17 protein-coding genes and 1 rRNA gene are annotated in these 22,602 nt (G+C 71.7%); 4 read left to right on the forward strand and 14 right to left on the reverse strand.

Translation table 11 applies throughout. From position 1 onward, the window contains the following. Together DIZ27_RS26540 and DIZ27_RS26550 are read right to left on the reverse strand one after the other, a co-directional pair. Positions 1-393: ribosomal RNA gene (locus DIZ27_RS26540) — 16S ribosomal RNA — on the reverse strand; the annotation flags it as partial. Positions 394-959: 566 nt separating this feature from the next. Next, the gene (locus tag DIZ27_RS26550; RefSeq protein ID WP_109380980.1) at positions 960-1,967 is read right to left on the reverse strand and encodes a stage II sporulation protein M; all 1,008 of its coding nucleotides are present in this window, start codon (positions 1,965-1,967) and stop codon (positions 960-962) included. A gap of 188 nt (positions 1,968-2,155) precedes the next feature. Here DIZ27_RS26550 and DIZ27_RS26555 point away from each other — a divergent pair, with 188 nt between their 5' ends. Beyond that, positions 2,156-3,112 (forward strand): RDD family protein, encoded by a 957-nt coding sequence (locus DIZ27_RS26555; protein ID WP_109380981.1) that lies wholly within the window; start codon positions 2,156-2,158, stop codon positions 3,110-3,112. Positions 3,113-3,144: 32 nt separating this feature from the next. Here DIZ27_RS26555 and DIZ27_RS26560 read toward each other — a convergent pair whose 3' ends face one another. The 9 genes from DIZ27_RS26560 to DIZ27_RS26600 form a co-directional block, all read right to left on the reverse strand. Further along, entirely contained in the window at positions 3,145-3,759 is a 615-nt protein-coding gene (locus tag DIZ27_RS26560; protein ID WP_109380982.1) for a hypothetical protein, read from the reverse strand. A 151-nt stretch (positions 3,760-3,910) separates the two neighbouring features. Continuing rightward, positions 3,911-5,368, reverse strand: coding sequence for an adenosylhomocysteinase (gene ahcY / locus DIZ27_RS26565; protein ID WP_109380983.1), 1,458 nt, complete (start codon positions 5,366-5,368; stop codon positions 3,911-3,913). A gap of 286 nt (positions 5,369-5,654) precedes the next feature. Continuing rightward, on the reverse strand, positions 5,655-6,629 hold the full coding sequence (locus DIZ27_RS26570; protein ID WP_109380984.1) for a cation diffusion facilitator family transporter: 975 nt from the start codon (positions 6,627-6,629) through the stop codon (positions 5,655-5,657). 145 nt (positions 6,630-6,774) lie between these two features. Continuing rightward, complete coding sequence (gene manA / locus DIZ27_RS26575; protein WP_109380985.1) at positions 6,775-7,926, reverse strand: mannose-6-phosphate isomerase, class I; 1,152 nt, start codon at positions 7,924-7,926, stop codon at positions 6,775-6,777. A gap of 187 nt (positions 7,927-8,113) precedes the next feature. Then, entirely contained in the window at positions 8,114-9,250 is a 1,137-nt protein-coding gene (locus DIZ27_RS26580; protein ID WP_109380986.1) for an SIS domain-containing protein, read from the reverse strand. Between the two features lie 78 nt (positions 9,251-9,328). After that, entirely contained in the window at positions 9,329-9,499 is a 171-nt protein-coding gene (locus DIZ27_RS26585) for a Trm112 family protein (protein WP_109380987.1), read from the reverse strand. A gap of 160 nt (positions 9,500-9,659) precedes the next feature. After that, positions 9,660-11,024 carry a phosphomannomutase/phosphoglucomutase gene (locus tag DIZ27_RS26590; protein WP_109381086.1) on the reverse strand — a complete coding sequence of 455 codons (1,365 nt, stop codon included), beginning with the start codon at positions 11,022-11,024 and terminating at the stop codon, positions 9,660-9,662. Between the two features lie 182 nt (positions 11,025-11,206). Next, positions 11,207-12,823 carry an L-lactate permease gene (locus DIZ27_RS26595; RefSeq protein ID WP_109380988.1) on the reverse strand — a complete coding sequence of 539 codons (1,617 nt, stop codon included), beginning with the start codon at positions 12,821-12,823 and terminating at the stop codon, positions 11,207-11,209. Between the two features lie 234 nt (positions 12,824-13,057). Beyond that, positions 13,058-13,426 carry a DUF3499 domain-containing protein gene (locus tag DIZ27_RS26600; RefSeq protein ID WP_181383704.1) on the reverse strand — a complete coding sequence of 123 codons (369 nt, stop codon included), beginning with the start codon at positions 13,424-13,426 and terminating at the stop codon, positions 13,058-13,060. 369 nt (positions 13,427-13,795) lie between these two features. Between DIZ27_RS26600 and DIZ27_RS26605 the strand changes: the two genes are divergently transcribed. After that, positions 13,796-14,245 (forward strand): metallopeptidase family protein, encoded by a 450-nt coding sequence (locus DIZ27_RS26605; protein ID WP_109380989.1) that lies wholly within the window; start codon positions 13,796-13,798, stop codon positions 14,243-14,245. A 34-nt stretch (positions 14,246-14,279) separates the two neighbouring features. Here the strand turns inward: DIZ27_RS26605 and DIZ27_RS26610 are convergent, their stop codons facing one another. The 3 genes from DIZ27_RS26610 to DIZ27_RS26620 form a co-directional block, all read right to left on the reverse strand. After that, entirely contained in the window at positions 14,280-15,881 is a 1,602-nt protein-coding gene (locus DIZ27_RS26610; protein WP_109380990.1) for a DUF5719 family protein, read from the reverse strand. Further along, the gene (locus DIZ27_RS26615) at positions 15,878-19,624 is read right to left on the reverse strand and encodes a glycosyltransferase family 2 protein (protein ID WP_109380991.1); all 3,747 of its coding nucleotides are present in this window, start codon (positions 19,622-19,624) and stop codon (positions 15,878-15,880) included. Before DIZ27_RS26615 ends, DIZ27_RS26610 begins: the two co-directional genes overlap by 4 nt. Before the next feature lie 269 nt (positions 19,625-19,893). Next, on the reverse strand, positions 19,894-20,157 hold the full coding sequence (locus tag DIZ27_RS26620; protein ID WP_109380992.1) for a WhiB family transcriptional regulator: 264 nt from the start codon (positions 20,155-20,157) through the stop codon (positions 19,894-19,896). A gap of 782 nt (positions 20,158-20,939) precedes the next feature. On the opposite strand from DIZ27_RS26620, the gene DIZ27_RS26625 reads away from it, so the two are divergent. Further along, positions 20,940-21,488 (forward strand): cysteine dioxygenase family protein, encoded by a 549-nt coding sequence (locus DIZ27_RS26625; RefSeq protein WP_109380993.1) that lies wholly within the window; start codon positions 20,940-20,942, stop codon positions 21,486-21,488. A 42-nt stretch (positions 21,489-21,530) separates the two neighbouring features. Beyond that, positions 21,531-22,574, forward strand: a complete 1,044-nt coding sequence (locus tag DIZ27_RS26630) for a 2-phospho-L-lactate transferase (protein WP_109380994.1) — start codon at positions 21,531-21,533, stop codon at positions 22,572-22,574. Positions 22,575-22,602 lie beyond the last annotated feature (28 nt).

A 22,602-nucleotide genomic window follows, 5' to 3' on the forward strand; every position in this document is an offset into this window, starting at 1 on the left:
GCGTCGCTGCATCAGGCTTGCGCCCATTGTGCAATATTCCCCACTGCTGCCTCCCGTAGGAGTCTGGGCCGTGTCTCAGTCCCAGTGTGGCCGGTCGCCCTCTCAGGCCGGCTACCCGTCGTCGCCTTGGTGAGCCGTTACCTCACCAACCAGCTGATAGGCCGCGGGCTCATCCTGCACCGCCGGAGCTTTCCGCCGCCGCCCATGCGGGCGGCGGCGGGTATCCGGTATTAGACCCCGTTTCCAGGGCTTGTCCCGGAGTGCAGGGCAGATTGCCCACGTGTTACTCACCCGTTCGCCACTAATCCCCACCGAGGTGGTTCATCGTTCGACTTGCATGTGTTAAGCACGCCGCCAGCGTTCGTCCTGAGCCAGGATCAAACTCTCCGTGAATGCTTCCGGGATGTCCCGGTGACACACACGGGAGCGGAACCGCCGGAGGAATGATCCGGCGGTTCACAGCGTCCTCGCTGTGTTTTCTTCAAAGGAACCTCGTCCCGGCCGGACGGCCGGAGACGGGGTATCAACATATCTGGCGTTGACTTTTGGCACGCTGTTGAGTTCTCAAGGAACGGACGCTTCCTTCGTACTCACCCCTGCGGGCTTTCCTCCGGGCGCTTCCCTTCGGTCTTGCGTTTCCGACTCTATCAGATCTTTCCGATCCGATTTCCTCGGGCTTTCGCCTTCCGGGGCCGCGCTTTCCGCGTTTCCCTTTCCGGCGGACCCGACTTTATCAGAAGTTTCGCGCCGGATTGACCGGCCGTAGCTTTCCGATTCATCGGGAGGGGCTTCGTCGAAAGTTTTAAGTATCGAGAAGCAGTCAGATGCTCACCGTTGCCGCTGCGGGTCCAGGGACCCTGCTCCAGGCAACTGCTTGAATCTACCTCCCCACACGGTCCGTGTCAACGGCTCCTGCGGGGCGAAGAGGAGACTAGCAGCTCAGCCGACCGGTCCGCACATCAGGCGGCTGTGGGCACGACCGCGCTGCGCTCGGCGGCCTCCAGGTCACCGGTCTCTCCGGCCCGCGCCGCACGTCCGCCCACGACATAGACGTAGACGAGGAAGAGCAGCTCCGCGACGACGCCGATGCTGATGCGGGCCCAGGTGGGAAGGCCCGAGGGGGTCACGAAGCCTTCGATCGCGCCGGAGACGAAGAGGACCAGCGCGAGGCCTATCGCCATGGCCAGTGCTGCTCGGCCCTCCTCCGCAAGGGCCCTGCGTCGGGGCCGCGGGCCGGGGTCGACAAGGGTCCAGCCGAGGCGCAGACCGGTGCCGGCGGCGACGAAGACCGCGGTCAGTTCCAGGAGGCCGTGGGGCAGCACGAGTCCGAGGAAGGTGTCGAGTCGGCCGGCGGAGGCCATCAGGCCGAAGCCGATCCCCAGGTTGAGCATGTTCTGGAAGAGGATCCAGATCACCGGCAGGCCCAGGAAGACGCCCAGGATCAGGCAGAGGGCGGCGGCCCACGCGTTGTTCGTCCAGACCTGGGCGGCGAAGGAGGCCGCGGGGTTGCTGGAGTAGTACGTCTCGTACTGGCCGCCGGGGCGGGTGAGCTCGCGCAGTTCGCTGGGAGCGGCGATGGACGCCTGGACCTCGGGGTGGGTACCTATCCACCAGCCGAGGAGGGCCGCGACGGCGGTGGAGAGGAGTGCGGTGGGCACCCACCAGTGGCGCGCTCGGTAGACGGCAGCCGGAAAGCTGTGGGCGAGGAAGTGTGTGACGTCCCGCCAGGATGCGCGGCGGGCTCCTGTCACGGCGCCGCGCGCGCGTGCCACCAGCTGGCTGAGCCTGCCGGTGAGCTGCGGGTCGGGAGCCGCGGACTGGATCAGCGACAGGTGGGTGGCCGTGCGCTGGTAGAGCACGACGAGTTCGTCGGCCTCGGCGCCGGTCAGGCGGCGCTGGCGCCGGAGCAGGGTGTCGAGGCGGTCCCACTCCGCGCGGTGGGCGGAGACGAAGACGTCGAGGTCCATCGGTGTGCCTGCTCCTCGGCTGTTCGTCGGCTCTGGGCCGAAGGCTCGTCGTCGGTCGTGCGGGTCGGCCTCATTGGTCGTACGGCATGAGTCGTACGACATGATCAGCTGGTCGTACCGCGGTGCGATGTGTCATCAGCTTGGCAGACTGGCGGTGTTCGGGGCAGGCAGGGGAAGGACGTGCGGACATGAGTGAGCTGGTGACGGGCGAGGCGGTGGCGCTGGAGTTGCGCCCCGCGAAGGTGCCCAGCAGGGCGCTGGCCGTGCTGCTCGACCTGGCTGCGGCCTTGACGGTGTACGTCGCGGCGACGATCGCACTGGTGGCCGCCACGGCCTCCCTGGACGAGGCGGCGCAGGCCGCGATCTTCATCGCGGTGTTCGTGTTGTTGCTGGTGGGCGGGCCGATCGCGGTCGAGACGCTCAGTCACGGGCGGTCGCTCGGGAAGATGGCGTGCGGGCTGCGGGTCGTACGGGACGACGGTGGGCCGATCCGCTTCCGGCACGCGCTGGTACGGGGCTTGATCGGTGTGATCGAGATCCTCATGACGATGGGCGTCATCGCGTGCATCGCCTCGCTGGTGTCGTCGCGGGGACGGCGGCTCGGGGATGTCTTCGCGGGGACCCTGGTCGTGCGGGAGAGGCTGCCGGTCGGGTCGATGGGGTTCGTACCGCCGCCTCCGCCCTGGCTGGCCGGTCGTTTCTCCGGGCTCGATCTGTCCGCGGTGCCCGACGGTCTGTGGCTCGCCGTCCGCCAGTACCTGACGCGGATGCGGCAGCTGGACCCGCAGGTGGGCCGGACGATGGCGGAGCGGTTGGCGGCGGACCTGGCGGACCGGACCGGGGCGCCGGTGCCGCAGGGCGTACCGGCGGCGGCGTATCTGGCGGCGGTGGTGCAGGAGCGACAGGCCCGGGAGGCACGGCGTGCCTTCGGACAGGCCGCGGCAGCGGGGGGCGGGCCGGTCGGCGCCGTCGGCCAAGCGGGTGCGTACGGGCCGACGGGTGTGTACGGGCCGCCCGCGCACCATGCGGCTCCGCCGTCCCCGTACCCGTCCGCTCCCGCCGCTCCCGCCGTGCCCCCCACACCTGCCACGCCCGCCACGCCGCCGGCCGAGGGCCCCTCGACCGGGTTCGTGCCACCGGCGTAGACCGGTCGCGGGTCGGTCGCTCGCGTCTTCGGTCAGTCGAAGGACGAGGGCGGCGATTCGAGGTCCTCGAGTTCGATGCCGGGGGCCGCAAGGACCACGTCCCCGGCGAGGTGCACGGTGTGCTGCTCACCCGTGTCCAGGGCTGTGACCTGGTATTCGTCCACGATCAGGGGGTCGTTGTCAGTGGCGTGTGCTTCTCTTCTCACCAAGGCCCAGGACTGGTCCACGGTGCGCGGGGCGAGCACCGGATCGGTGAGGGCGACGAGGCGTACGCGGGTGGCTGACGCGGAGGGGGTGAGGCGCAGCAGACGAGCGGTGGCGACGAGGAATGCCGGGGACGAGCCGGTGAAGGCGTGGGCGCGCGCATTGCCTTCGGTGGCGTGGGTTCCGGTCGGGTCGGTACGGACCCAGGTGACGCCGTCGAGAGCGGCGCCGCGGACCTGCCAGCTCGCGGCGTGCAGTTCGAGTCGGATGGGGCGGCCGAGTTCGTCGAGGGCGAGGTCGACCGAGCCCAGGTGATCGCCGGAGGGGGCGGTGAGCTGGGAGACGTAGCGCCAGCCGGAGGGGCCGGGGGCGCACTGGAAGTGCTCTTCGGCGAGGGGGGTGTGATCGTGCGGATCGTGGAGCGAATAACGGCCGCGGGGCATGGAGGTCCTGGATCTTGACGGGCTGGGCCGGTCACCGGCCGACCCATGGGACAGGCCCCCGACACGGGGGTGCGGGGGCCTGTCCCGGTTGGGTCAGCTGCCGGGGAGCGCGCCGGTGGACCGGTGTGCTCCCCACGGCGGGTGCGTGGGCTCAGTAGCGGTAGTGGTCCGACTTGTACGGGCCCTCGACCGTCACACCGATGTACTCGGCCTGCTCGGGGCGGAGCGTGGTCAGCTTCACGCCGAGCGCGTCGAGGTGCAGGCGGGCAACCTTCTCGTCCAGGTGCTTGGGCAGCACGTAGACACCGGTCGGGTACGCGTCGGGCTTGGTGAACAGCTCGATCTGGGCCAGGGTCTGGTCCGCGAAGGAGTTGGACATCACGAACGACGGGTGACCGGTGGCGTTGCCCAGGTTCAGCAGACGGCCCTCGGAGAGGACGATGAGCACCTTCCCGTCGGGGAAGGTCCAGGTGTGGACCTGCGGCTTGACTTCGTCCTTGACGATGCCGGGGATCTGGGCGAGGCCGGCCATGTCGATCTCGTTGTCGAAGTGGCCGATGTTGCCGACGATGGCCTGGTGCTTCATCTTGGCCATGTCGGCGGCCATGATGATGTCCTTGTTGCCGGTCGTGGTGACGAAGATGTCGGCCTTGTCGACGACCTCGTCCAGCGTCGTGACCTGGTAGCCGTCCATCGCCGCCTGCAGGGCGCAGATCGGGTCGATCTCGGTGATGATCACACGGGCGCCCTGGCCCCGGAGGGACTCCGCGCAGCCCTTGCCGACGTCGCCGTAGCCGCAGACGACGGCGGTCTTGCCACCGATCAGGGTGTCGGTGGCGCGGTTGATGCCGTCGATCAGGGAGTGGCGACAGCCGTACTTGTTGTCGAACTTCGACTTGGTGACGGCGTCGTTCACGTTGATCGCCGGGAACAGCAGGGTGCCGTCGCGGTGCATCTCGTACAGGCGGTGGACGCCGGTGGTGGTCTCCTCGGTCACGCCGCGGATCTCGGACGCCAGCTGGGTCCACTTCTGCGGCGACTCGGCCACCGTGCGGGTGAGGAGTTCGAGGATGACGCGGTGCTCGTCGGACTCGGCGGTGTCGGGCGAGGGGACCTTGCCGTCCTTCTCGTACTCGACGCCCTTGTGGACCAGGAGGGTGGCGTCACCGCCGTCGTCCAGGATCATGTTCGGGCCGCCGGTGGGGGTGTCCGGCCAGGACAGCGCCTGCTCCGTGCACCACCAGTACTCCTCCAGCGTCTCGCCCTTCCAGGCGAAGACCGGAACGCCCTGCGGGTTCTCGGGCGTGCCGTTCGGGCCGACGGCGATGGCGGCCGCGGCGTGGTCCTGGGTGGAGAAGATGTTGCAGGACGCCCAGCGGACCTGGGCGCCGAGGGCGGTCAGGGTCTCGATGAGGACGGCGGTCTGCACCGTCATGTGCAGGGAACCGGTGACACGGGCGCCGGCCAGGGGCTGCGCCTCGGCGTACTCCTTGCGGATCGCCATCAGGCCGGGCATCTCGTGCTCGGCAAGGGTGATCTCCTTGCGGCCGAAGGCGGCCAGGGAGAGGTCGGCGACCTTGAAGTCCTGTCGGTTGGCGACAGTCGTCATGGAGAGCTGCTCCTCGGGGGTGTGGGTCGAGGTGGGTACGGCTGGTCTGCGCGGCGGCGGACACAGGGGTGCCCTGAGGAGGACACAGGCATGCCCGCGTGCGGCGCAGCGCAGTCCGTCGGAGGCCCTCTCTCCCTCGGCCGGTCCGCAGGGACCGCCCGACCGCCATCAGCAGCGACGTCTGGCTCCGTCCCAAGCTACACCGACGGGCCCGGTCATCCCCAGTGAGTCACCGAACACATCGGACCGAACGCCGAACGCCGAACACGGGCGGCCGGGGCCGGGATCAGTGTTTCGTCCTGGCCGGGCCGCCGGGGGTGGCCTCGGCGTCGGCGCCCCTGGCGGATTCGGCCTCGCTGTAGATGTCGGGCTCCAGGTAGATCACACGGGCGATCGGGACGGCTTCGCGGATGCGGGACTCGGCGGCGTCGATGGCGGCGGCGACCTCCGCGGCCGTGTCGTCGTGCCGTACGGCGATCTTCGCGGCGACCAGGAGTTCCTCGGGGCCGAGGTGGAGGGTGCGCATGTGGATGACACGGGTGACGGTGTCGCCGTCGACGACGGCGGCCTCGATCTTCCGGGTCTCCTCGGCGCCCGCGGCCTCGCCGAGCAGCAGCGACTTCGTCTCGACGGCGAGGATCAGGGCGATCAGGACGAGCAGGACGCCGATGCAGAGGGTGCCGATGCCGTCCCAGACGCTGTCGCCGGTCAGCAGGGCGAGCCCGACACCGCCGAGGGCGAGGACGAGGCCGACGAGGGCGCCGAGGTCCTCCAGGAGGACGACCGGCAGTTCGGGTGCCTTGGCGTGGCGGACGAACTCCTTCCAGGAGCGCTTGCCGCGCAGGGCGTTGGACTCCTTGATGGCGGTGCGGAAGGAGAAGGCCTCGGCGATGATCGCGAAGACGAGGACGCCGACCGGCCAGTACCAGTGCTCGAGCTCGTGCGGGTTCTTGATCTTCTCGTAGCCCTCGTAGAGGGCGAACATGCCACCGAGCGAGAACAGCACGATGGAGACGAGGAAGGCGTAGATGTAGCGCTCGCGGCCGTAGCCGAAGGGGTGTTGCGGGGTGGCCTGCCGCTGCGCCCGCTTGCCGCCGACCAGCAGCAGGGCCTGGTTGCCGGAGTCGGCCACGGAGTGCACCGATTCGGCGAGCATCGACGAGGAGCCGCTGAAGAGGAACGCCACGAACTTCGCTACCGCGATCGCGGCGTTGGCGGCGAGTGCCGCGACGATCGCCTTGGTGCCGCCTGACGCGCTCATGTGTCCGCGTTGTCCCTTCGTACGCCGTTCACGGGCCCGGGCGGACGTCTTCGTACGCCGCCCGGGGCTCCGACTGCCCTTTGACGGGGGGACATTGTTGCAGTCCGATGGGGCGACGTCGTGTCAGAACATCGTCATCGGGCGGTCAGACGACGACAGTTGCCCTGAACAATGTTCCGGTACCGGAGACTTCGGCCTTTTCGCCCGCCGGTACGAACACCGAGGCACCCGGGGACAGCTCGTGCTCACCGGCCCGCACCGAGCCGGCCGTGCAGAGCAGGATCTGCGGGGTGGCCAGCGTGAGGTCGTGGGTGGTGCCGCCCGCAGGGAGGACGTAGCGGGAGAGCCGGAACTCGTCGGTGGGGGTTTCGTAGAGTTCCTCGCCGTCCGGTGCGGCCTCCGGGCGCAGCACGCCGGGGTCGCGGGGCTCAAAGCGGACGATGCGCAGGAGTTCGGGGACGTCGACGTGCTTGGGGGTCAGCCCGCAGCGCAGGACGTTGTCGGAGTTGGCCATGATCTCGACGCCAAGGCCGTTCAGGTAGGCGTGCGGGACGCCGGCACCGAGGTAGAGGGCCTCGCCGGGCTGGAGCCGGACGTGGTTGAGGAGCATGGCGGCGATGACGCCGGGGTCGCCCGGGTAGTGGTGGGCGATCTCGGCGTACGGGGCGTGGTCGCCGCCGAGGCGTTCGCAGGCGGCGGCCGCTTCCGTGACGGTGTGGGCCATTTCGTCGCGGTCGGCGGTAAGGATCGCGGTGAGGACCTCGCGCAGGGCCGCGTCCTCGGGGCGGGCGCGCAGCAGGTCGACGTACGGCTTGAGGGAGTCCACGCCGAGGGCGTCGAGCAGTTCGGCGGCGTGCCGCGGGTCGCGGAAGCCGCACAGGCCGTCGAAGTCGGTGAGTGCGCAGACCAGTTCGGGCTTGTGGTTGGCGTCCTTGTAGTTGCGGTGCGGGGCGGTGACGGGGACACCGCGTCGCTCCTCGTCCGCGTAGCCCGCCTTCGCCTGCTCCAGGTCGGGGTGGACCTGGAGGGAGAGGGGCGCTCCGGCGGCGAGGAGTTTGAGGAGGAAGGGCAGGCGCGGGCCGAACTTCGCGACCGAGGCCGCGCCGAGTTCCCGCTCCGGGTCGGTGTCGATGACCTCGGCCAGCGTGCCCCGGTCGGTGCGCGAGGGCGCGCCGGGGTGGGCGCCCAGCCACATCTCCGCCTGCGGCTCGCCGGTCGGTTCGACGCCGAGCAGCTCGGCGATGGCGGTGGTGGAACCCCAGGCGTAGGGGCGGATGGTGTTGTCGAGGCGATCCATCGGGTTCTCTCTGGGTCCTTCGGCAGGTTCTCGTACGGAGGGCGGGGCACCCGTGCCGGGCCGCCCGACACGGGTCGTCCACGTCGGGGCTTGCGCGTCGGGGCTTGCCCGTCCGGACGTCCGCTTCTGGACGTCCGGGCGGGCCGCCCGGGTCAGGCCGTCCCTGGTCGGGCCGCCCCGGGCATGATCAGGCTCCCGAGGTGAGCGCCAGGTAAACGGCGGCGAAATCCGTGACGGCGATCAGTTCGGCGAGGGTCTCCAGTTCGCCGCCCTCCTCCGGTTCCAGTTCGCTGATCGGTGTGTCGTGGCTGAGGGCCAGTTCGCGGGCGGCCGGGGCGGCGGTGAGGCTGCCGATCGGACGGTCGCGGAGCAGTACCACGCGCGTGTGCAGGGCGGGCAGCTCCTCCACCCGGTCGCGGAAGAAGTCGTCCGGGTTGGCGCGGGCGGCGAGCGGACCGGCCAGCAGGGCGCTGTGCACGCCGAGCGCCTCGGGGAGTTCGGCGACGACGGCGGGGTTGCCGGACAGTTCCGCGAGCGCGGCGGCGAAGCGGCGGCCCGCCGGGCCGGCCGAGGTGCCCTCGGTCCATACGACGGGGAGCGCGTCGGCGAGTTCGGCGGCCAGGTTCTTGGCGGGGTTGCTGTAGAGGGCGATGGCCGGGCCGCAGCGTTCGGCGACGCGGTCGAGGCGGTCGGCGACCTTCTCCAGGGCGTCCGGCGGGGCGGTGAGCAGACCGGTGCGGTCCAGCAGCGCGAGCAGCGGGGTGAGCAGCGCCCACAGGGCTCCGGGGGCGGAGGAGGCGAGCGGCTCCTCCTGCTCGTCCTGCTCGTAGGGCGCGGTCGCCATGGGGACGAACAGGCCGTGGGAGCCGTTGACCGCGTCGGCGAGCGGGGTGCGGGCGGGGGCCACGGCGACGACGGTGCAGCCGCGCCGATAGGCCTGTTCGGAGAGCAGGGACAGGCCCGGTTCGGTGCCGTCCGGGGTGGCGATCAGGAGCAGGTCCACGGAGCCGGCCCAGCCGGGCAGCTCCCAGCGCAGCGCGCCCGCGGCGGGGGCCACGCCGGTGGGCGCGATCCGGGCGACGGGGCTGCCGGCGCCGGCGAGGGTGCCGAGGAGGTCGGCGGTCTGGGTGGCGGCAGCGCCGGGGCCCGCGATCAGGACGGCGCGGGGACGGCCGTCGGGCTTGAGGTCGTGGACGCCGGCCTCGGCGGCGTACCGGGCGGCGGTGCGGACTCGGGCGCCCGCTTCGGCGGCGCCGCGGAGCAGCCCGCGGTGGTCGGCCTCGGCGAGGCCCTCCGGTGAGTCGAGCAGCGATTCGTCGATCATGGGCGGCAGCCTTCGAACGGCGGGGCGTCGGTACGCGGGGCGGCGGGTCGCTGGTGCGCAGGGTCGCCGGGTCGTCGGTTACACGGGGCGGCGGGCCTCGTCGACGAGGAGGACGGGGATGCCGTCGCGGATCGGGTACGCCAGGCCGCATTCCTGGCCGGTGCAGATCAGCTCACTGTCCTGCTCCTTGAGGGGGGAGTGGCAGGCCGGGCAGGCGAGGATCTCCAGGAGGCCGGTTTCCAGCGGCATGGGGGTTCCCTTCGGGGCGGGCGTATGCGGATGTGCCTGGTCAGGGTACCGCCGGTGGCGCCGGTGCGGGCGGACAGCGGCCGTCGGGCCGGCACCCGGCCCGCCCGGACGCCCCGAGGACGCCGGGCGGCCACGCGCGCGGGACGGGTGCCGTGGGGCTTCAGCCTCGGATGATGTCCAGGGCCTCGTCGCGGATCCTGGTCATGGTGGCCTCGTCGCGGGCCTCCGCGTTCAGCCGCAGGAGGGGCTCCGTGTTGGAGGGGCGGACGTTGAACCACCAGTCGGCGGCGGTGACGGTGAGGCCGTCCAGTTCGTCCAGGGTGATGCCCTCGCGGCCCTCGTACGCGGCCCTGATCGCGGCGAGGCGGGCCGCCTGGTCGTCGACCGTGGAGTTGATCTCGCCCGAGCCGGCGTAGCGGTCGTACTGGGCGACCAGGTCGGACAGGGTGCCCTGCTGGCCGCCGAGGGCGGCGAGGACGTGCAGGGCGGCCAGCATGCCCGTGTCGGCGTTCCAGAAGTCGCGGAAGTAGTAGTGCGCCGAGTGCTCCCCGCCGAAGATCGCGCCGTGCGTGGCCATCTCGGCCTTGATGAAGGAGTGGCCCACGCGCGTGCGCACCGGTGTGCCGCCGTTCTCCTCTACGACCTCCGGCACCGACCAGGAGGTGATCAGGTTGTGGATGATCGTGCCCTTGCCGCCGTTGCGGGCCAGTTCACGGGCGGCGACCAGGGCAGTGATCGCGGACGGGGAGACCGGTTCACCCCGCTCGTCGACGACGAAGCAGCGGTCGGCGTCGCCGTCGAAGGCGAGGCCGAGGTCGGCGCCCTCCTCGCGGACCCGCTGCCGCAGATCGACGAGGTTGGCCGGGTCGAGCGGGTTGGCCTCGTGGTTGGGGAAGGTGCCGTCGAGTTCGAAGTACATCGGGACGACGGTGAGCGGCAGGTCCGCCAGCACCGTGGGAACGGTGTGCCCGCCCATGCCGTTGCCCGCGTCGACGACGACCTTCAGGGGGCGGCCGGCGGTCAGGTCGACGAGGGAGCGCAGATGTGCCGCGTAGTCGCCCAGTGTGTCCCGCCGGGTGATCGTTCCCATCGGGCCGACCGGCTCCGGGGGACCCGACTCGCTCCATTTCTCGACGAGTTCGCGGATCTCCGCCAGCCCGGTGTCCTGGCCGACCGGGGCGGCGCCCGCGCGGCACAGCTTGATGCCGTTGTACCGGGCCGGGTTGTGCGAGGCGGTGAACATCGCGCCGGGCAGGTTCAGCACGCCCGAGGCGTAGTAGAGCTGGTCCGTGGAGCAGAGGCCGATCTCGGTCACGTCGACGCCGTGGGCCGCGGCCCCGCGGGCGAAGGCGCCCGACAGGCCGGGCGAGGAGGGCCGCATGTCGTGGCCGGTGACGATGGCGCTCGCGTCGGTCACCCGGGCGAAGGCCGCGCCGAAGAGTTCGGCCAGGGACTCGTCCCACTGGTCGGGGACGATCCCACGTACGTCGTACGCCTTCACGATCTGTGACAGATCAGCAGCCACGGCCAACCCTTCCGAAAGTCCTGTGGTCACCACAAACTACCCGCAGCGGATGGCACTCCGCTGCGGGCGGTTCGCTGTGGTCCGATCGGGCTCACGGGACGTCCTCCCGGGTGCCCTCGTCAGTGTCGTCCCGGCTGTCGTCCCGGGTGTCCTCCCTGATGCCGTTCCAGGCGGGTCTCGGGTCAGGGCAGCATCCACCCCAGCACCGCGGTGCTCTGGCCCACCACGATCAGGCACATCACGAGCAGCAGGACGAGGCTCCAGGGCAGTACCTTGCGCAGCAGGTCTCCCTCCTTGCCCGCCAGCCCGACGGCGGCGCAGGCGATGGTGAGGTTCTGCGGCGAGATCATCTTGCCGAGGACACCGCCCGAACTGTTCGCGGCCGCCAGCAGGTCGGGCGACAGCCCGGACTCCCGGGCGGCGGTCACCTGGAGGGCGCCGAAGAGGGCGTTGGCCGAGGTGTCCGACCCGGTGACGGCGACGCCGAACCAGCCCAGCACGGGCGACAGGAAGGCCAGTCCGGCACCGGCGGCGGCCACGAAGTAGCCGATCGTCGCCGCCTGGCCGGAGAGGTTCATGACGTAGGCGAGCGCCAGCACGGAGGTCACCGTGAGGATGGCGAAGCGCAGTTCGTACACGGTCGCCGCCCATTCCTTGACCGCCACGCGCGCGTGCACACCGAGCACGACCGCGGTGGCCACCCCGGCGAGCAGGACGAGGGTGCCGCCGGTCGAGACGATCGGCCAGGTGAAGACGTTGGCGCCGACCGGCTCCCCGTTCGGTGCGGCGACGTCGAGGAAGGGCCAGTCGGTCTTCCGGGTCGCCCCGGCCAGCCAGTCCTTGATCACCGGGATCTGCGCGACGGAGAAGACCACCACGATCAGCGCGTACGGGGCGTACGCCCGCAGGACCTCGCCGCGCGGGTCCTCCTCGTCCAGTTCCTCGCTGCGTACGCCGGTCAGTACGGAGGTGCGTACGGCCTCGGAGGCCGGCACGCGCGAATGCGGTACGGCGACCAGGGCGCCCGCGCCCGCCATGGCCGCGGCGATGTCGGCGAGTTGCGCGGAGACGTAGTTGGACGCGACGAACTGGGCGACGGCGAAGGCGACTCCGCACACCACCGCGGGCACCCAGGTGTCCCGCAGCCCGCGCCGCCCGTCCACCAGCCAGACCAGCACCAGCGGCACCACGAGGGCCAGCAGCGGGGTCTGGCGTCCGACGACGGACGCCACCGAGTCCAGCGGCAGTCCGGTGACCTGGGCGAGCGTGACCACCGGTGTTCCCATGGCGCCGAACGCCACCGGCGCGGTGTTGGCGACCAGCGCGACGATCGCGGCACGCACCGGATCGAAGCCGAGCGCCACGAGCATCACGGCGGAGATCGCGACGGGGGCGCCGAAACCGGCGAGCGCCTCCAGCAGCGCCCCGAAGCAGAAGGCGACGACCAGGGCCTGGATCCGCGGGTCGTCGGAGAGCCGGCCGAAGGAGCGGCGCAGGATGTCGAAGTGCCGGGTGCGGACCGTCATCCGGTACACCCACAGCGCGTTGACGACGATCCACATGATGGGGAAGAGGCCGAAGACGGCTCCCTGGACGGCGCTGGAAGCCGCCTGGCCCCACGGCATGCCGTACGCCAGGCAGGCCACCAGTACGGCGCCCAGCAGTCCGGTCAGGCCCGCCAGGTGCGCCTTCATGCGGAGGCCGCCGAGCAGGACGAGGACGATCACGAGGGGTAATGCCGCCACGAGGGCGGAGAGACCGAGTGAGCCGGCGACTGGTTCCAGTTCCTGGACGTACACGGACGCGCCTCCTGAATTCCGCAATGCGAAAGAGGTTTCTCGCTACGTGCCCGGAATGGTCGTGTCCCCGACAAGCGCGCGTCAATGGGTGTGCGGCACCTTACTGACGGGGCAGGTGAGACAGGAGGGAAGGAAGCGAGGGAGCGGGGAGCGATGAACCCCGGCCGTCGACGCGGCCGCGCTCAGGGGGCGGCGGTCGGCCGCGGCCAGTCGTGCGGTCAGTCAGTCGTGCGGTCAGTTGTCGGGAGAGCGGAGCACGCGCAGATGGCCGCGACGGGCGACCTCCATCGGGTCCGCGCCGCGCCCCGCGCCGCCGGCCGCTCGCTCCTGGGGGCGGGCGGCTTCGCGCACCGCGTCCGCGAGCGCTTCCAGATCGTCCCCGCTGGGCTGCGCGGGAGCCGAACCGTCGAGCAGGCGGACGACCTCCCAGCCGCGCGGCGCGGTGAGGCGCTCGGAGTGCTCGGCGCACAGGTCGTAGCAGTGGGGTTCGGCGTAGGTTGCGAGCGGGCCGAGGACGGCGGTCGAGTCGGCGTAGACGTACGTCAGCGTCGCGACGGCGGGACGGCCGCAAGCGGTGCGCGAACAGCGACGTACAGGGCTCACGATGTTGGACGGTACCGCACTCTTGAGCGGGTCGCGAAGACTCCCCGCCCCGGGATTCCCTCGTGTCGTGGCCTGAAACACCTCACCCGCCCCCGTGGGCACACGCCGTTGACCTGCCCCGACGCCTGTGTTCGAGGCACCCGCGCCCCCCTGTTCCGGTCATCAGTTGGTACAAACACCGTCAAATACCTTGAGATCACCGGCCCGTGAAAGATATCGAATCGAGCCGAACCTTGGCCGGAATGGTCATGTGACGACATGCCGTTCCGGGCGGACCGACACCACTCCCCGACGCCATGCGGGTGTCGCGGCCCCGAGGCCGTGTGGGGGCCGGGCACGCCGGACCGGCGGAGACTACCCTTCACCCTGATGGACACCCCTGTGACTCCCCGTGCCGCCGACCGCGGGCCCCGCCGCCGTGATCGCCACGGCCGGGGCATGCGCGGGCCGATCGCACCGCCCCAGGTGCCGCTCGCCGCCAGCCGCGCGGAGACCTTCGCCGATCTCGTGCAGGACTCCGTGGAGCGGCTGGAGCGGCGCTGGCCGCAGCTGGCCGACATCGATTTCCTCGTCCTGGAGGTTCCGCGGCTGGACGGGCCCGGACTTCGGTGGAGCGACGAGGCGGTGCCGCTGGGCGGCACCGTGCCGGGCCGGGAGGGGCACCCCGCGCGGGTCGTGATCTATCGCCGGCCGGTGGAGATACGCACCAAGGGACGCGACGAGCGGGCGGCGCTGGTCCACGAGGTCGTCGTGGAGCAGGTCGCCGAGCTGCTGGGGCTGACGCCGGAGACCGTCGATCCCCGGTACGGGGAGGACTGAACGACGGCTCCGGCGCCCGCGCCGTGAAGAACCCCTACTTCTGCAGGACCGACAGGTTCTCCTCCGCCTTCGGTACCGCCACCAGGCCCCGGTCGTCGGGAAGGGTCTGGACGGTGAAGGCCGGGAGGCCGTCGTCGGTGACGGCAAGGGTCCGGGACGCGTACACGGGGGTGCCGTCCGACTCGGGTTCGATCGTCAGGGCGTACGTGCCCTTGACACCGTCCGGGGCCGGGAGCTCGATGTGCTGGGTGGTACCGGCCTTGATCGTGTACGTCTCGGACACCGGGTCACCGCCCTCACTGCCCGCGGACGCGGTGACCTTGACCTTGGCGGCGCCCTCGGGCGCGGTCACGGCGAGGGTGCTGCCCTTGGCCGTGTTGCCGGCGGCCGTGGCGCGCAGGCCGACCGGGCGGGCTGCCGGGACGAAGGCCGACTCCTGGTTGCCGTCCTTGCCGCGCAGCACCCGGACCGCCGCCACGACCGGCACCGAGCGGTCCGTCGGCGTGAGGACCAGGGAGCCCGCCTCTCCGCGCATCACGTCGCCGAGTTCGACGGCGGTCGTCCTGCCGCCCTTCACGTGCACCGTCTCGTTGCCGGCCGGTGTGATCAGCCCGGAGGGCGAGGCGAGCCGCACCTTCAGGTCGGCGTCCACACCGCCGGGGGAGAAGGCGACCAGGCGCACGGCGATGGCGTCCTCGGGGATGCCGGGCAGGACCAGGCTGCCCGCCGGGTCGGCCGACGCGGCCAGCCAGTCACCGCCGAGCGTGGCGTCCAGGGCCTGCACGGCCGCGCCGATCCGCCCGCTGCGGACGATGACGTGCACGGTCACATTCGTCTGCTGCTCGTCGGTGAGCGTGGACAGCAGCACCGGTTCGGCGGAGTGCGGCTGGACCGTGATGCCCTCCCCCGCCTCCGTCTCGAGGGCGCCGTCCTCGCCGTAGACCTCGATGTCCACGACGGCCGCGGAGTCGTCGGGGTTGGTGAGGTGGACGTAGTCGGTGCGCTCGAGCGCGGTGCTCGCGCCGGGGAACCAGAACTCCGTGTCGGGAGGGGCGCAGTTGACGCCCTGCAGGCCCCGGCCGGTGCCCGCGGCGACCTCGGTCGTCTGCTGCACGGTCCACCCCGGGGCGAGGCGGCCCTCGGCGGTGCCGACGAGGGCCGGCCCCTCGCCTCCGGAGACGTCCGCGACGACCGGCTTGCCGGGCTCCTTGGGCTCGAGAACCGGCTTCTCGGCCTTCTCGGTCTTCTCGGTCTTCTCGCCGTCGGTGACCTTCTCGCCGTCCGCGTCCTTCTCGCCGTCCTCGGCGGTCTCTTCGCCGTCGGCGTCCTTCTCACCTTCGCCGTCCTTCGCGTCCTCCGCCGCGGACCGCCCCTCGACGGCCGACCGGAGTTCGGCCCTGCCCTCGCCCTCCGCGCCCTTCGTGACGGGCGTGAAGGACGTGTACGTCGTCTCGGCGAGGTCGGAGGTACTGGGCGTCGGGCACAGCAGGCTGGTGCGTTCCACGGGCAGGTGCGCCGCGGCGGCCTCGACGCCGTCCTCCGCGGCCGTGGGGTCCGGCGCGGACAGCACCGCGAAGCCGGTGACGGCGGCGAGTGCGGTGGCTCCCGCGATCAGGGACAGGGTGGTGCGGTTCACTGCTGGCTCCCGTCGGAACGCTCACTGCCCGGCTGAGGGCGGTGCGGCTGCTCGGGGTCGTACGACGTGTCGTAGCCCTGCGCGTAGGTCTGGTCGTAGCCCTCGTAGCCCTGTCCGTACGTCGCGGGGTCGTACGGCGGCTGCTGCTGCTGGGGCGTGCCGTCGTAGGCGTACGGGTCGTACCGGCCGTCCTGGTACTGATCCGCGGGGTACGTCCGGCCGTAGTCGTCCGTCACGTACTGCTGTTGCTGCTGGTACTGCTCGACGGGGTAGGCGCCGCCGTACTCGGGGACCGGGTGGCTCGCCGCGTCCCACTCGTCGTAGGACCGCTGTTGCGGAACGGCCGCGGGAGCCGGCTCCGGCGGGGTGTCGAACCCGTCGTCCTCCGTGCCCGTGCCCTCCGTGCCCGCCTCCTCACCCGCTTCCCCGCGCGTGCCCGTCTCCTCCGCGGCGGCCTCCGCCTCGGCCTGGGCGCGCAGGCGGCGGGCGCGGCGGCCGTCACCGGCGAGCGCCTCGGCGCCGACGGCCGGTTCCTCGGGCAGGTCGTCGTCGATGTGGCGGCGCCGGCCGGGCAGGGCGAGGACGACGAGGACGACGGCGAGCAGACCCTGCGCCCACAGCCACGCGGTGTGGGTGATCGGGTCGTCGTAGGTGACGTCCAGTCGTCCGCCGGTCGCGGGCAGTTCGAAGCCCTGGGCCCAGCCGTCGACCGTGGTGGGGGTCAGCGGCTTGCCGTCGAGGGTGGCGGCCCAGCCCTCGGCCGCGGAGTCGGCCAGACGCAGGACACGCCCCTCGGAGCCGTTCGGGATCTTCGTGTGGATCTCGACGGGGCCCGCGGCCACGGGCTGCGACTCGCCCTCACTCCCCTTGCCGGGGACGATGCTCGCGCGGGCCACGTCCTGGTCGACGCGCCACAGCGCGCCGCCCGCCTGCTGGCTGAGTCGGGTCAGGCCGGGAGTGGCGTCCAGGACGCGGGTCACGTCGCGGGGCGCGCCCGGGTGGACGAGGACGTAGCGCACCGCGAATCCGTCGAGTTGGTCGGCCTGGTCGGCGCCCGAGCCGGCGACGAGGTTGGCGACGACCTTGTCGAGCCCGCTGTTCCCGCTGTTCGAGGCGGCGATCTCGGCGTCGCCCATACGGGCGCCGGAGCCGCGGACCAGCACGTAGTCGACGCGGGCGGCGGAGTCGCTGTCGAGGACGAGGGTCCGGGCCTGGTCGCGGGTGCCGCTCTCCTCGGCGACGAACGCGGGCACCTGCACGGGGTCGCGCCGTTGCAACGGTCCGTCGGCGCCGCGGATCACCCAGCCGGCGGCGGCCAGCAGCGGGCCGACCGCGCAGGCGAGGGCGATCAGGACGGCGACCGGCTGACGCCAGCCGAAGCTCTGCTCGGCGACCCGCGCGCGTGCCCCGTCGGCGCCGAGGGCGGCGGCGGCCAGCAGGGCGATGCCGTAGACGAGGGTCGCGGGCCCCGCCCAGGTGGAGCCGTTGGACAGGACCGCGAAGACGAGTCCCACCAGGGCGGCCGTCCAGGCGGCGCGGATGGCGAGAGTCCGCTCGGAGCGGAGCAGGGCGGCGAGGGCCGCGAGCACGATGCCGATGAGCACCGCCCCGCCGACCGCGCCGGGCCCGCCGGGGCTCGCGCCGAGCAGGTCGAGGGCGGAGGCGGCGGAGGGGCCGTACTCCAGGCCCGCCTCCTGGAAGAAGCCGAACGGGAGCAGCGACAGCGACCAGGGGGCCAGGACCAGCAGCGGCGTGCCGAGCTGGGCGAGGAAGCGGAGCCCGTACGCCGGGAGGTCGGACCTGCGCAGGGCGAGGACGCCGAGGCCGAGGACCAGGGCGACGGGCCACACGATCGGGGTGAACGCGGTGGTGACGGTGAGCAGCAGCGCGTACGCCCAGGTCGCGCGCCAACTGCCGCGGACGTCGGGGGGGTTCGTGAGTCCGCTCGCGGTGATGCCCGCGCGGGCGATCAGCGGCAGCAGCACGGCGAGGACGGCGGTGCCGATCCGGCCGCCGGCCAGGGCACCGGCGACGGCGGGCAGGAAGGCGTAGGCGACGGCGGCCCACGCGCGCAGCAGCCGGGACTCGACGAGCGGGCGGGAGGCGAAGTACGCGCTGAAGCCGGCCAGGGGCACCGAGCCGACGAGCAGGACCGTTACGGCGACTCCGGGGGAGCCGAGCAACAGGGTGCCCAGCGCCGCCACGACGGCGAGGTAGGGCGGCGCGGACCCGGTGCCGCCGGCGCCCACCGCGTGCCAGGTGTCGGTGTACCGCGCCCAGAGGTCGGCGGAGTCGGCGGGGACGGGGAGCAGTGCGCCGCCCGTGAGCGCACCGCCGCCGAGGAGTTCACGGCAGGCCGCGAGGGAGATGAACAGCAGGGCCAGGAAGAGCACCGGTCCGGGCTTGCGGGCGATCCGCTTGAGCCGGGCGAACTGCTCGACCTGCAGGAAGTCGGCGTCGTCCCCGCCGGGTCCGGACTCGACGGCGCCGCCGTGCCGTCCGGCGCCGGAGGTGGCTTCGGGGTCGGAGCGGCCGACGAGACTGCTCGCGGCCTGCTCGACGGTCACGCGGATGGTCGCGCCGGGGGGCGGGAACAGCGGCCGCAGTTCGCCCTTGTCGACCTGCGGGCTGCCGCGGCGGCGCCGTCCGGCGAGGATGCGCTCGGGCCGCAGCAGGGTGCCCATGAGGCCGCGGATCTCGTCGACGGCCTGCCCGGGAACCTTGCCGACGAGGTAGGCGAGGGTCCGCAGCAGGGTGCCGAGGACGACCCGCAGCAGCACCCAGGGCAGGGCCGCGGTGCGGGTGTTGACGAGCAGGGTGTGGACGGCACCCGCCTTGTCCACCTTGTGCGGGGAGGCGGCGGTGCGGCCCACGCAGTCGACGGCGCGGCGCTCGCGGGAGGCCGCCTCGGCGTGCCGCACGACCGCGTCGGGGGCTATGAGCACCCGGTACCCCGCCGTGTGCGCGCGCCAGCACAGGTCGACGTCGTCACGCATCAGGGGCAGGTGCCGGTCGAAGCCGCCGAGTTGGTCGAAGACGTCGCGGCGGACCAGCATGCCGGCGGTGGACACCGACAGCACGGACCGGACCTGGTCGTGCTGGCCCTGGTCCTGCTCGCGGCGGTCCAGGCCGGTCCAGCGGCGGCCGGAGTTGGCGATGGAGACGCCGACCTCCAGCAGTTGCCGGCGGTCGTACCAGCCGCGCAGCTTGGGGCCGACGACGGCGACGTCGTCACGGCCGAGCTCGTACTCGTTGTCCACGACGCTCAGCAGCCGGGCCAGCGCGTCGGGTTCGGGGGCGCAGTCGTCGTGCAGCAGCCACAGCCACTGCACCGGCTCACCGTGCGGGAGGTCGGGCAGGTCGTACGCGTCGTCGTGCCAGCTGCGCGTGACCGGGTCCCAGCCGCTCGGCCGCTTCAGGTAGGGCAGGTCGTCCGGGGTGAGGTGCGGCGCGGCGTGGTGGCACTCCTCGACGGCCTGGCCGAAGCCGGTGCGCCGGGCGAGGTGCAGGACGTGGTCGTCGCCGAGGGCTTCGGTGACCAGTCGGGCGGAGTCGTCACCGCTGCCGGTGTCGGCACCCATGGCGAACTGGACGGGGCGTTCCTGGCCGAGTAGCCCGGCGAGCGCATCGGGCAGCCAGCGGGCTCCGTCGTGGGAGACGAGGACCGCGGTCACCACATGACGCGGGAACTCTGGAGCGGCAGCTACGTCTTGACGGGCTGCCGGGTGACTGTGCACGGACATCGAGGTACGGGCCCCGGTTCGGTGGACTGTGGGGGACGCCCGTGCCCGGTGGGGCGGCGTGACGTCTCGGACGAGCGCCCACACTATCGGCTGGGCGGTAAGGCGGCCCGCCGCCTGTGGACAACCCACCCGCGACGGGCCGCACTCGACATATGCACAACATGTGCATATGTCGAACATCTGACATATGCACGGACATGGCGCGCATACGGATGTGACGCCCTGGACGCGGCGCACCGGATGTGACACACCGTTCACCGGCGGCGCCCTCAGACCACTGCCTTCTTCAGCCGACGCCGTTCCCGCTCGGACAGGCCGCCCCAGATGCCGAAGCGCTCATCGTTGGCGAGGGCGTATTCGAGGCACTCGGAGCGGACCTCACAGGCGAGACAGACCTTCTTGGCCTCCCGGGTGGAACCGCCCTTCTCGGGAAAGAACGACTCGGGGTCGGTCTGGGCGCACAGCGCGCGCTCCTGCCAGCCGAGTTCCTCGTCCGCGTCATCGACCAGCAGTTGCTGCACCAGCTCCGTCATGTGCGCCCCTCGTCTGTCTTTCGTGTCCCCGTGACGCTGCCGTTACCTGTCCCGGCTAAACGACACGAGTGAAATTACAAGTGTGCTGCTCCGGGCGAGTCAAGCTGAGATCTGCTATTGGCGCCCTTATTCACTCTGCGGAACCAAGCCCAAGTCGAAAGTGTTCAAATCGCCATAAACCTTGACACACCGACGACCCCGGCAGAGCTTCCCGCCCCATGCGGGACCTCCACAAGGGGAGACGCCCGGTCGGCCCACCCCGTTGTCGCACCGGCGCCACAGCAAGTCGGATCACATTCTGATCACAGAATTGCAACGGCACTTGCGTGCCCGGCCGTGCGCACCTTGTGTCCCCGGAATCACGTGAACAAACCTTTCGTCCCACAGGTGAACCGGATGGAGTGAACCGTGTCCCACGATCCGGGCGTCGAGTTGACACTGGAGGTGTGAACCGCTGTCCTTGTGGGCATGCTCGCGAACTTGGCACTCGCCTCGACCCGCTCCGCCGGGTCCCTCGGTGCTGCCCGCGCTCGCTGTAGCTGTCACTGTTCCGGTTGTTGAGCCCAACGCGCTCCGACCCTTTGAGTCACCCTCGACTTGAGGCCAGTTCCCTCCAGTCCAACTCCTTCCGCTCCCACCGGGGCACTCCTCGCCGCCGTCCGCGACCCGGACGCACGCGACAGCACACGCTGTAGTCCCCCTCTCCTTCCCCACTCCTTCCCGCTCACCGCTCACCGCTCACCGCTCACCGAGCGCTTCTCCGCCGAGGAACCCCTCATCCCATGAACAGCGACAGCGACCTCCAGATCGCCGGCGACATCCTCGAAGTCCCACACCTGCTGCAGACCCCGCGCGAGCACCCGGCGACCGTCGCCGAGTTCGTCGGGCTGGCCCGCTCCCTCGCCGCCGACCGCTCCTCGTGGGAGCACCTGGTGCGGTACGACGCGACCAGCCGCTGGTACCACCGGCTGCGCACCGTCCCCCGAGGCCCCGGCTCCGCTCGAGCCGGGGAGACCCCGATCGGCTACGAGGTGTGGCTGCTGTCCTGGGTTCCCGGCCAGGGCAGCGGACCGCACGGCCACGGCCCCTCCTCCGGAGTCATGACCGTCCTGGACGGCACCCTCACCGAGCGCACCGGGCGCGGCACGCGTGCGTTGACGACGGGTACGGAGCGGGTGTTCCCACCCGGCTATGTGCACGAGGTCGTCAACGACACACTGGAGTCGGCGGTCAGCCTGCACGTGTACTACCCGGGCCTGACCGAGATGCCGATGCGCCCCCTCGCCCCGCACTGCGAGGCGCGGCCGGTGTCCGGGGCCCTGACCGTCTGAGACGGTGCCACGGCCGGCCCGGCGGCTGAGACACTGTTTCCCATGCGCATTGTGGTTCTGGCAGGCGGCATCGGTGGTGCCCGTTTCCTGCGCGGTCTGAAGCGGGCCGCGCCGGGCTCGGACATCACGGTCATCGGCAACACCGGGGACGACATTCACCTCTTCGGGCTGAAGGTCTGCCCGGACCTCGACACGGTGATGTACACGCTCGGCGGCGGCATCGACGAGGAGCGGGGCTGGGGGCGGACCGACGAGAGCTTCCGCCTCAAGGAGGAGCTCGCGGCGTACGGCGTCGGCCCGGGGTGGTTCGGGCTCGGCGACCGGGACTTCGCCACCCACATCGTGCGGACGCAGATGCTCGCCGCCGGGTATCCGCTGAGCGCGGTGACCGAGGCGCTCTGCGACCGCTGGCAGCCGGGCGTCCGGCTGATCCCGATGACCGACGACCGCGTCGAGACCCATGTCGCCGTCACCCTGCCCGCCGACGACTCGGCGGGGGCCACGGCGGGAACCACGGCGGACTCGACCACCTCGACGACGGGGCCGGCGGGAGCCGCGGGACCCGGCGAGCGCAGGGCGATCCACTTCCAGGAGTACTGGGTACGGCTGCGGGCGTCGGTCCCGGCCGAGGCGGTCGTGCCGGTCGGCGCGGAGCAGGCCAAGCCGGCGCCGGGCGTGCTGGAGGCGATCGCCGGGGCGGACGTGATCCTCTTCCCGCCGTCCAACCCGGTCGTCTCCATCGGCACGATCCTCGCCGTCCCCGGCATCCGTGAGGCGATCGCCGACGCGGGCGTGCCGGTGGTCGGCCTGTCGCCGATCGTCGGGGACGCGCCCGTGCGCGGCATGGCCGACAAGGTGCTCGCGGCGGTCGGCGTCGAGTCCACCGCACCGGCGGTGGCCGAGCACTACGGCTCGGGCCTGCTGGACGGCTGGCTGGTCGACACGGTCGACGCGGCCTGTGTGGAGCGTGTCGAGGAGGCCGGGATCCGCTGCCGGGCGGTGCCGCTGATGATGACCGACGTCGACGCGACCACGCGGATGGCGCGGGAGGCGCTGGCGCTGGCGGAGGAGGTGCGGTCGGTTTGAACGACTTCACCCGCGTGAACGACTCGAA

It is taken from the genome of Streptomyces sp. NWU339 (assembly GCF_003143855.1).
GTDB lineage: Bacteria > Actinomycetota > Actinomycetes > Streptomycetales > Streptomycetaceae > Streptomyces.

What these genes read in the sequence shown, in the direction of transcription:
- DIZ27_RS26550 (WP_109380980.1), bottom strand. Translation starts at nt 1,967, where the DNA reads ATGGACCTCGACGTCTTCGTCTCCGCCCACCGCGCGGAGTGGGACCGC.
- DIZ27_RS26555 (WP_109380981.1), top strand. Translation starts at nt 2,156, where the DNA reads ATGAGTGAGCTGGTGACGGGCGAGGCGGTGGCGCTGGAGTTGCGCCCC.
- DIZ27_RS26560 (WP_109380982.1), bottom strand. Translation starts at nt 3,759, where the DNA reads ATGCCCCGCGGCCGTTATTCGCTCCACGATCCGCACGATCACACCCCC.
- ahcY (WP_109380983.1), bottom strand. Translation starts at nt 5,368, where the DNA reads ATGACGACTGTCGCCAACCGACAGGACTTCAAGGTCGCCGACCTCTCC.
- DIZ27_RS26570 (WP_109380984.1), bottom strand. Translation starts at nt 6,629, where the DNA reads ATGAGCGCGTCAGGCGGCACCAAGGCGATCGTCGCGGCACTCGCCGCC.
- manA (WP_109380985.1), bottom strand. Translation starts at nt 7,926, where the DNA reads ATGGATCGCCTCGACAACACCATCCGCCCCTACGCCTGGGGTTCCACC.
- DIZ27_RS26580 (WP_109380986.1), bottom strand. Translation starts at nt 9,250, where the DNA reads ATGATCGACGAATCGCTGCTCGACTCACCGGAGGGCCTCGCCGAGGCC.
- DIZ27_RS26585 (WP_109380987.1), bottom strand. Translation starts at nt 9,499, where the DNA reads ATGCCGCTGGAAACCGGCCTCCTGGAGATCCTCGCCTGCCCGGCCTGC.
- DIZ27_RS26605 (WP_109380989.1), top strand. Translation starts at nt 13,796, where the DNA reads ATGGACACCCCTGTGACTCCCCGTGCCGCCGACCGCGGGCCCCGCCGC.
- DIZ27_RS26615 (WP_109380991.1), bottom strand. Translation starts at nt 19,624, where the DNA reads ATGTCCGTGCACAGTCACCCGGCAGCCCGTCAAGACGTAGCTGCCGCT.
- DIZ27_RS26620 (WP_109380992.1), bottom strand. Translation starts at nt 20,157, where the DNA reads ATGACGGAGCTGGTGCAGCAACTGCTGGTCGATGACGCGGACGAGGAA.
- DIZ27_RS26625 (WP_109380993.1), top strand. Translation starts at nt 20,940, where the DNA reads ATGAACAGCGACAGCGACCTCCAGATCGCCGGCGACATCCTCGAAGTC.
- DIZ27_RS26630 (WP_109380994.1), top strand. Translation starts at nt 21,531, where the DNA reads ATGCGCATTGTGGTTCTGGCAGGCGGCATCGGTGGTGCCCGTTTCCTG.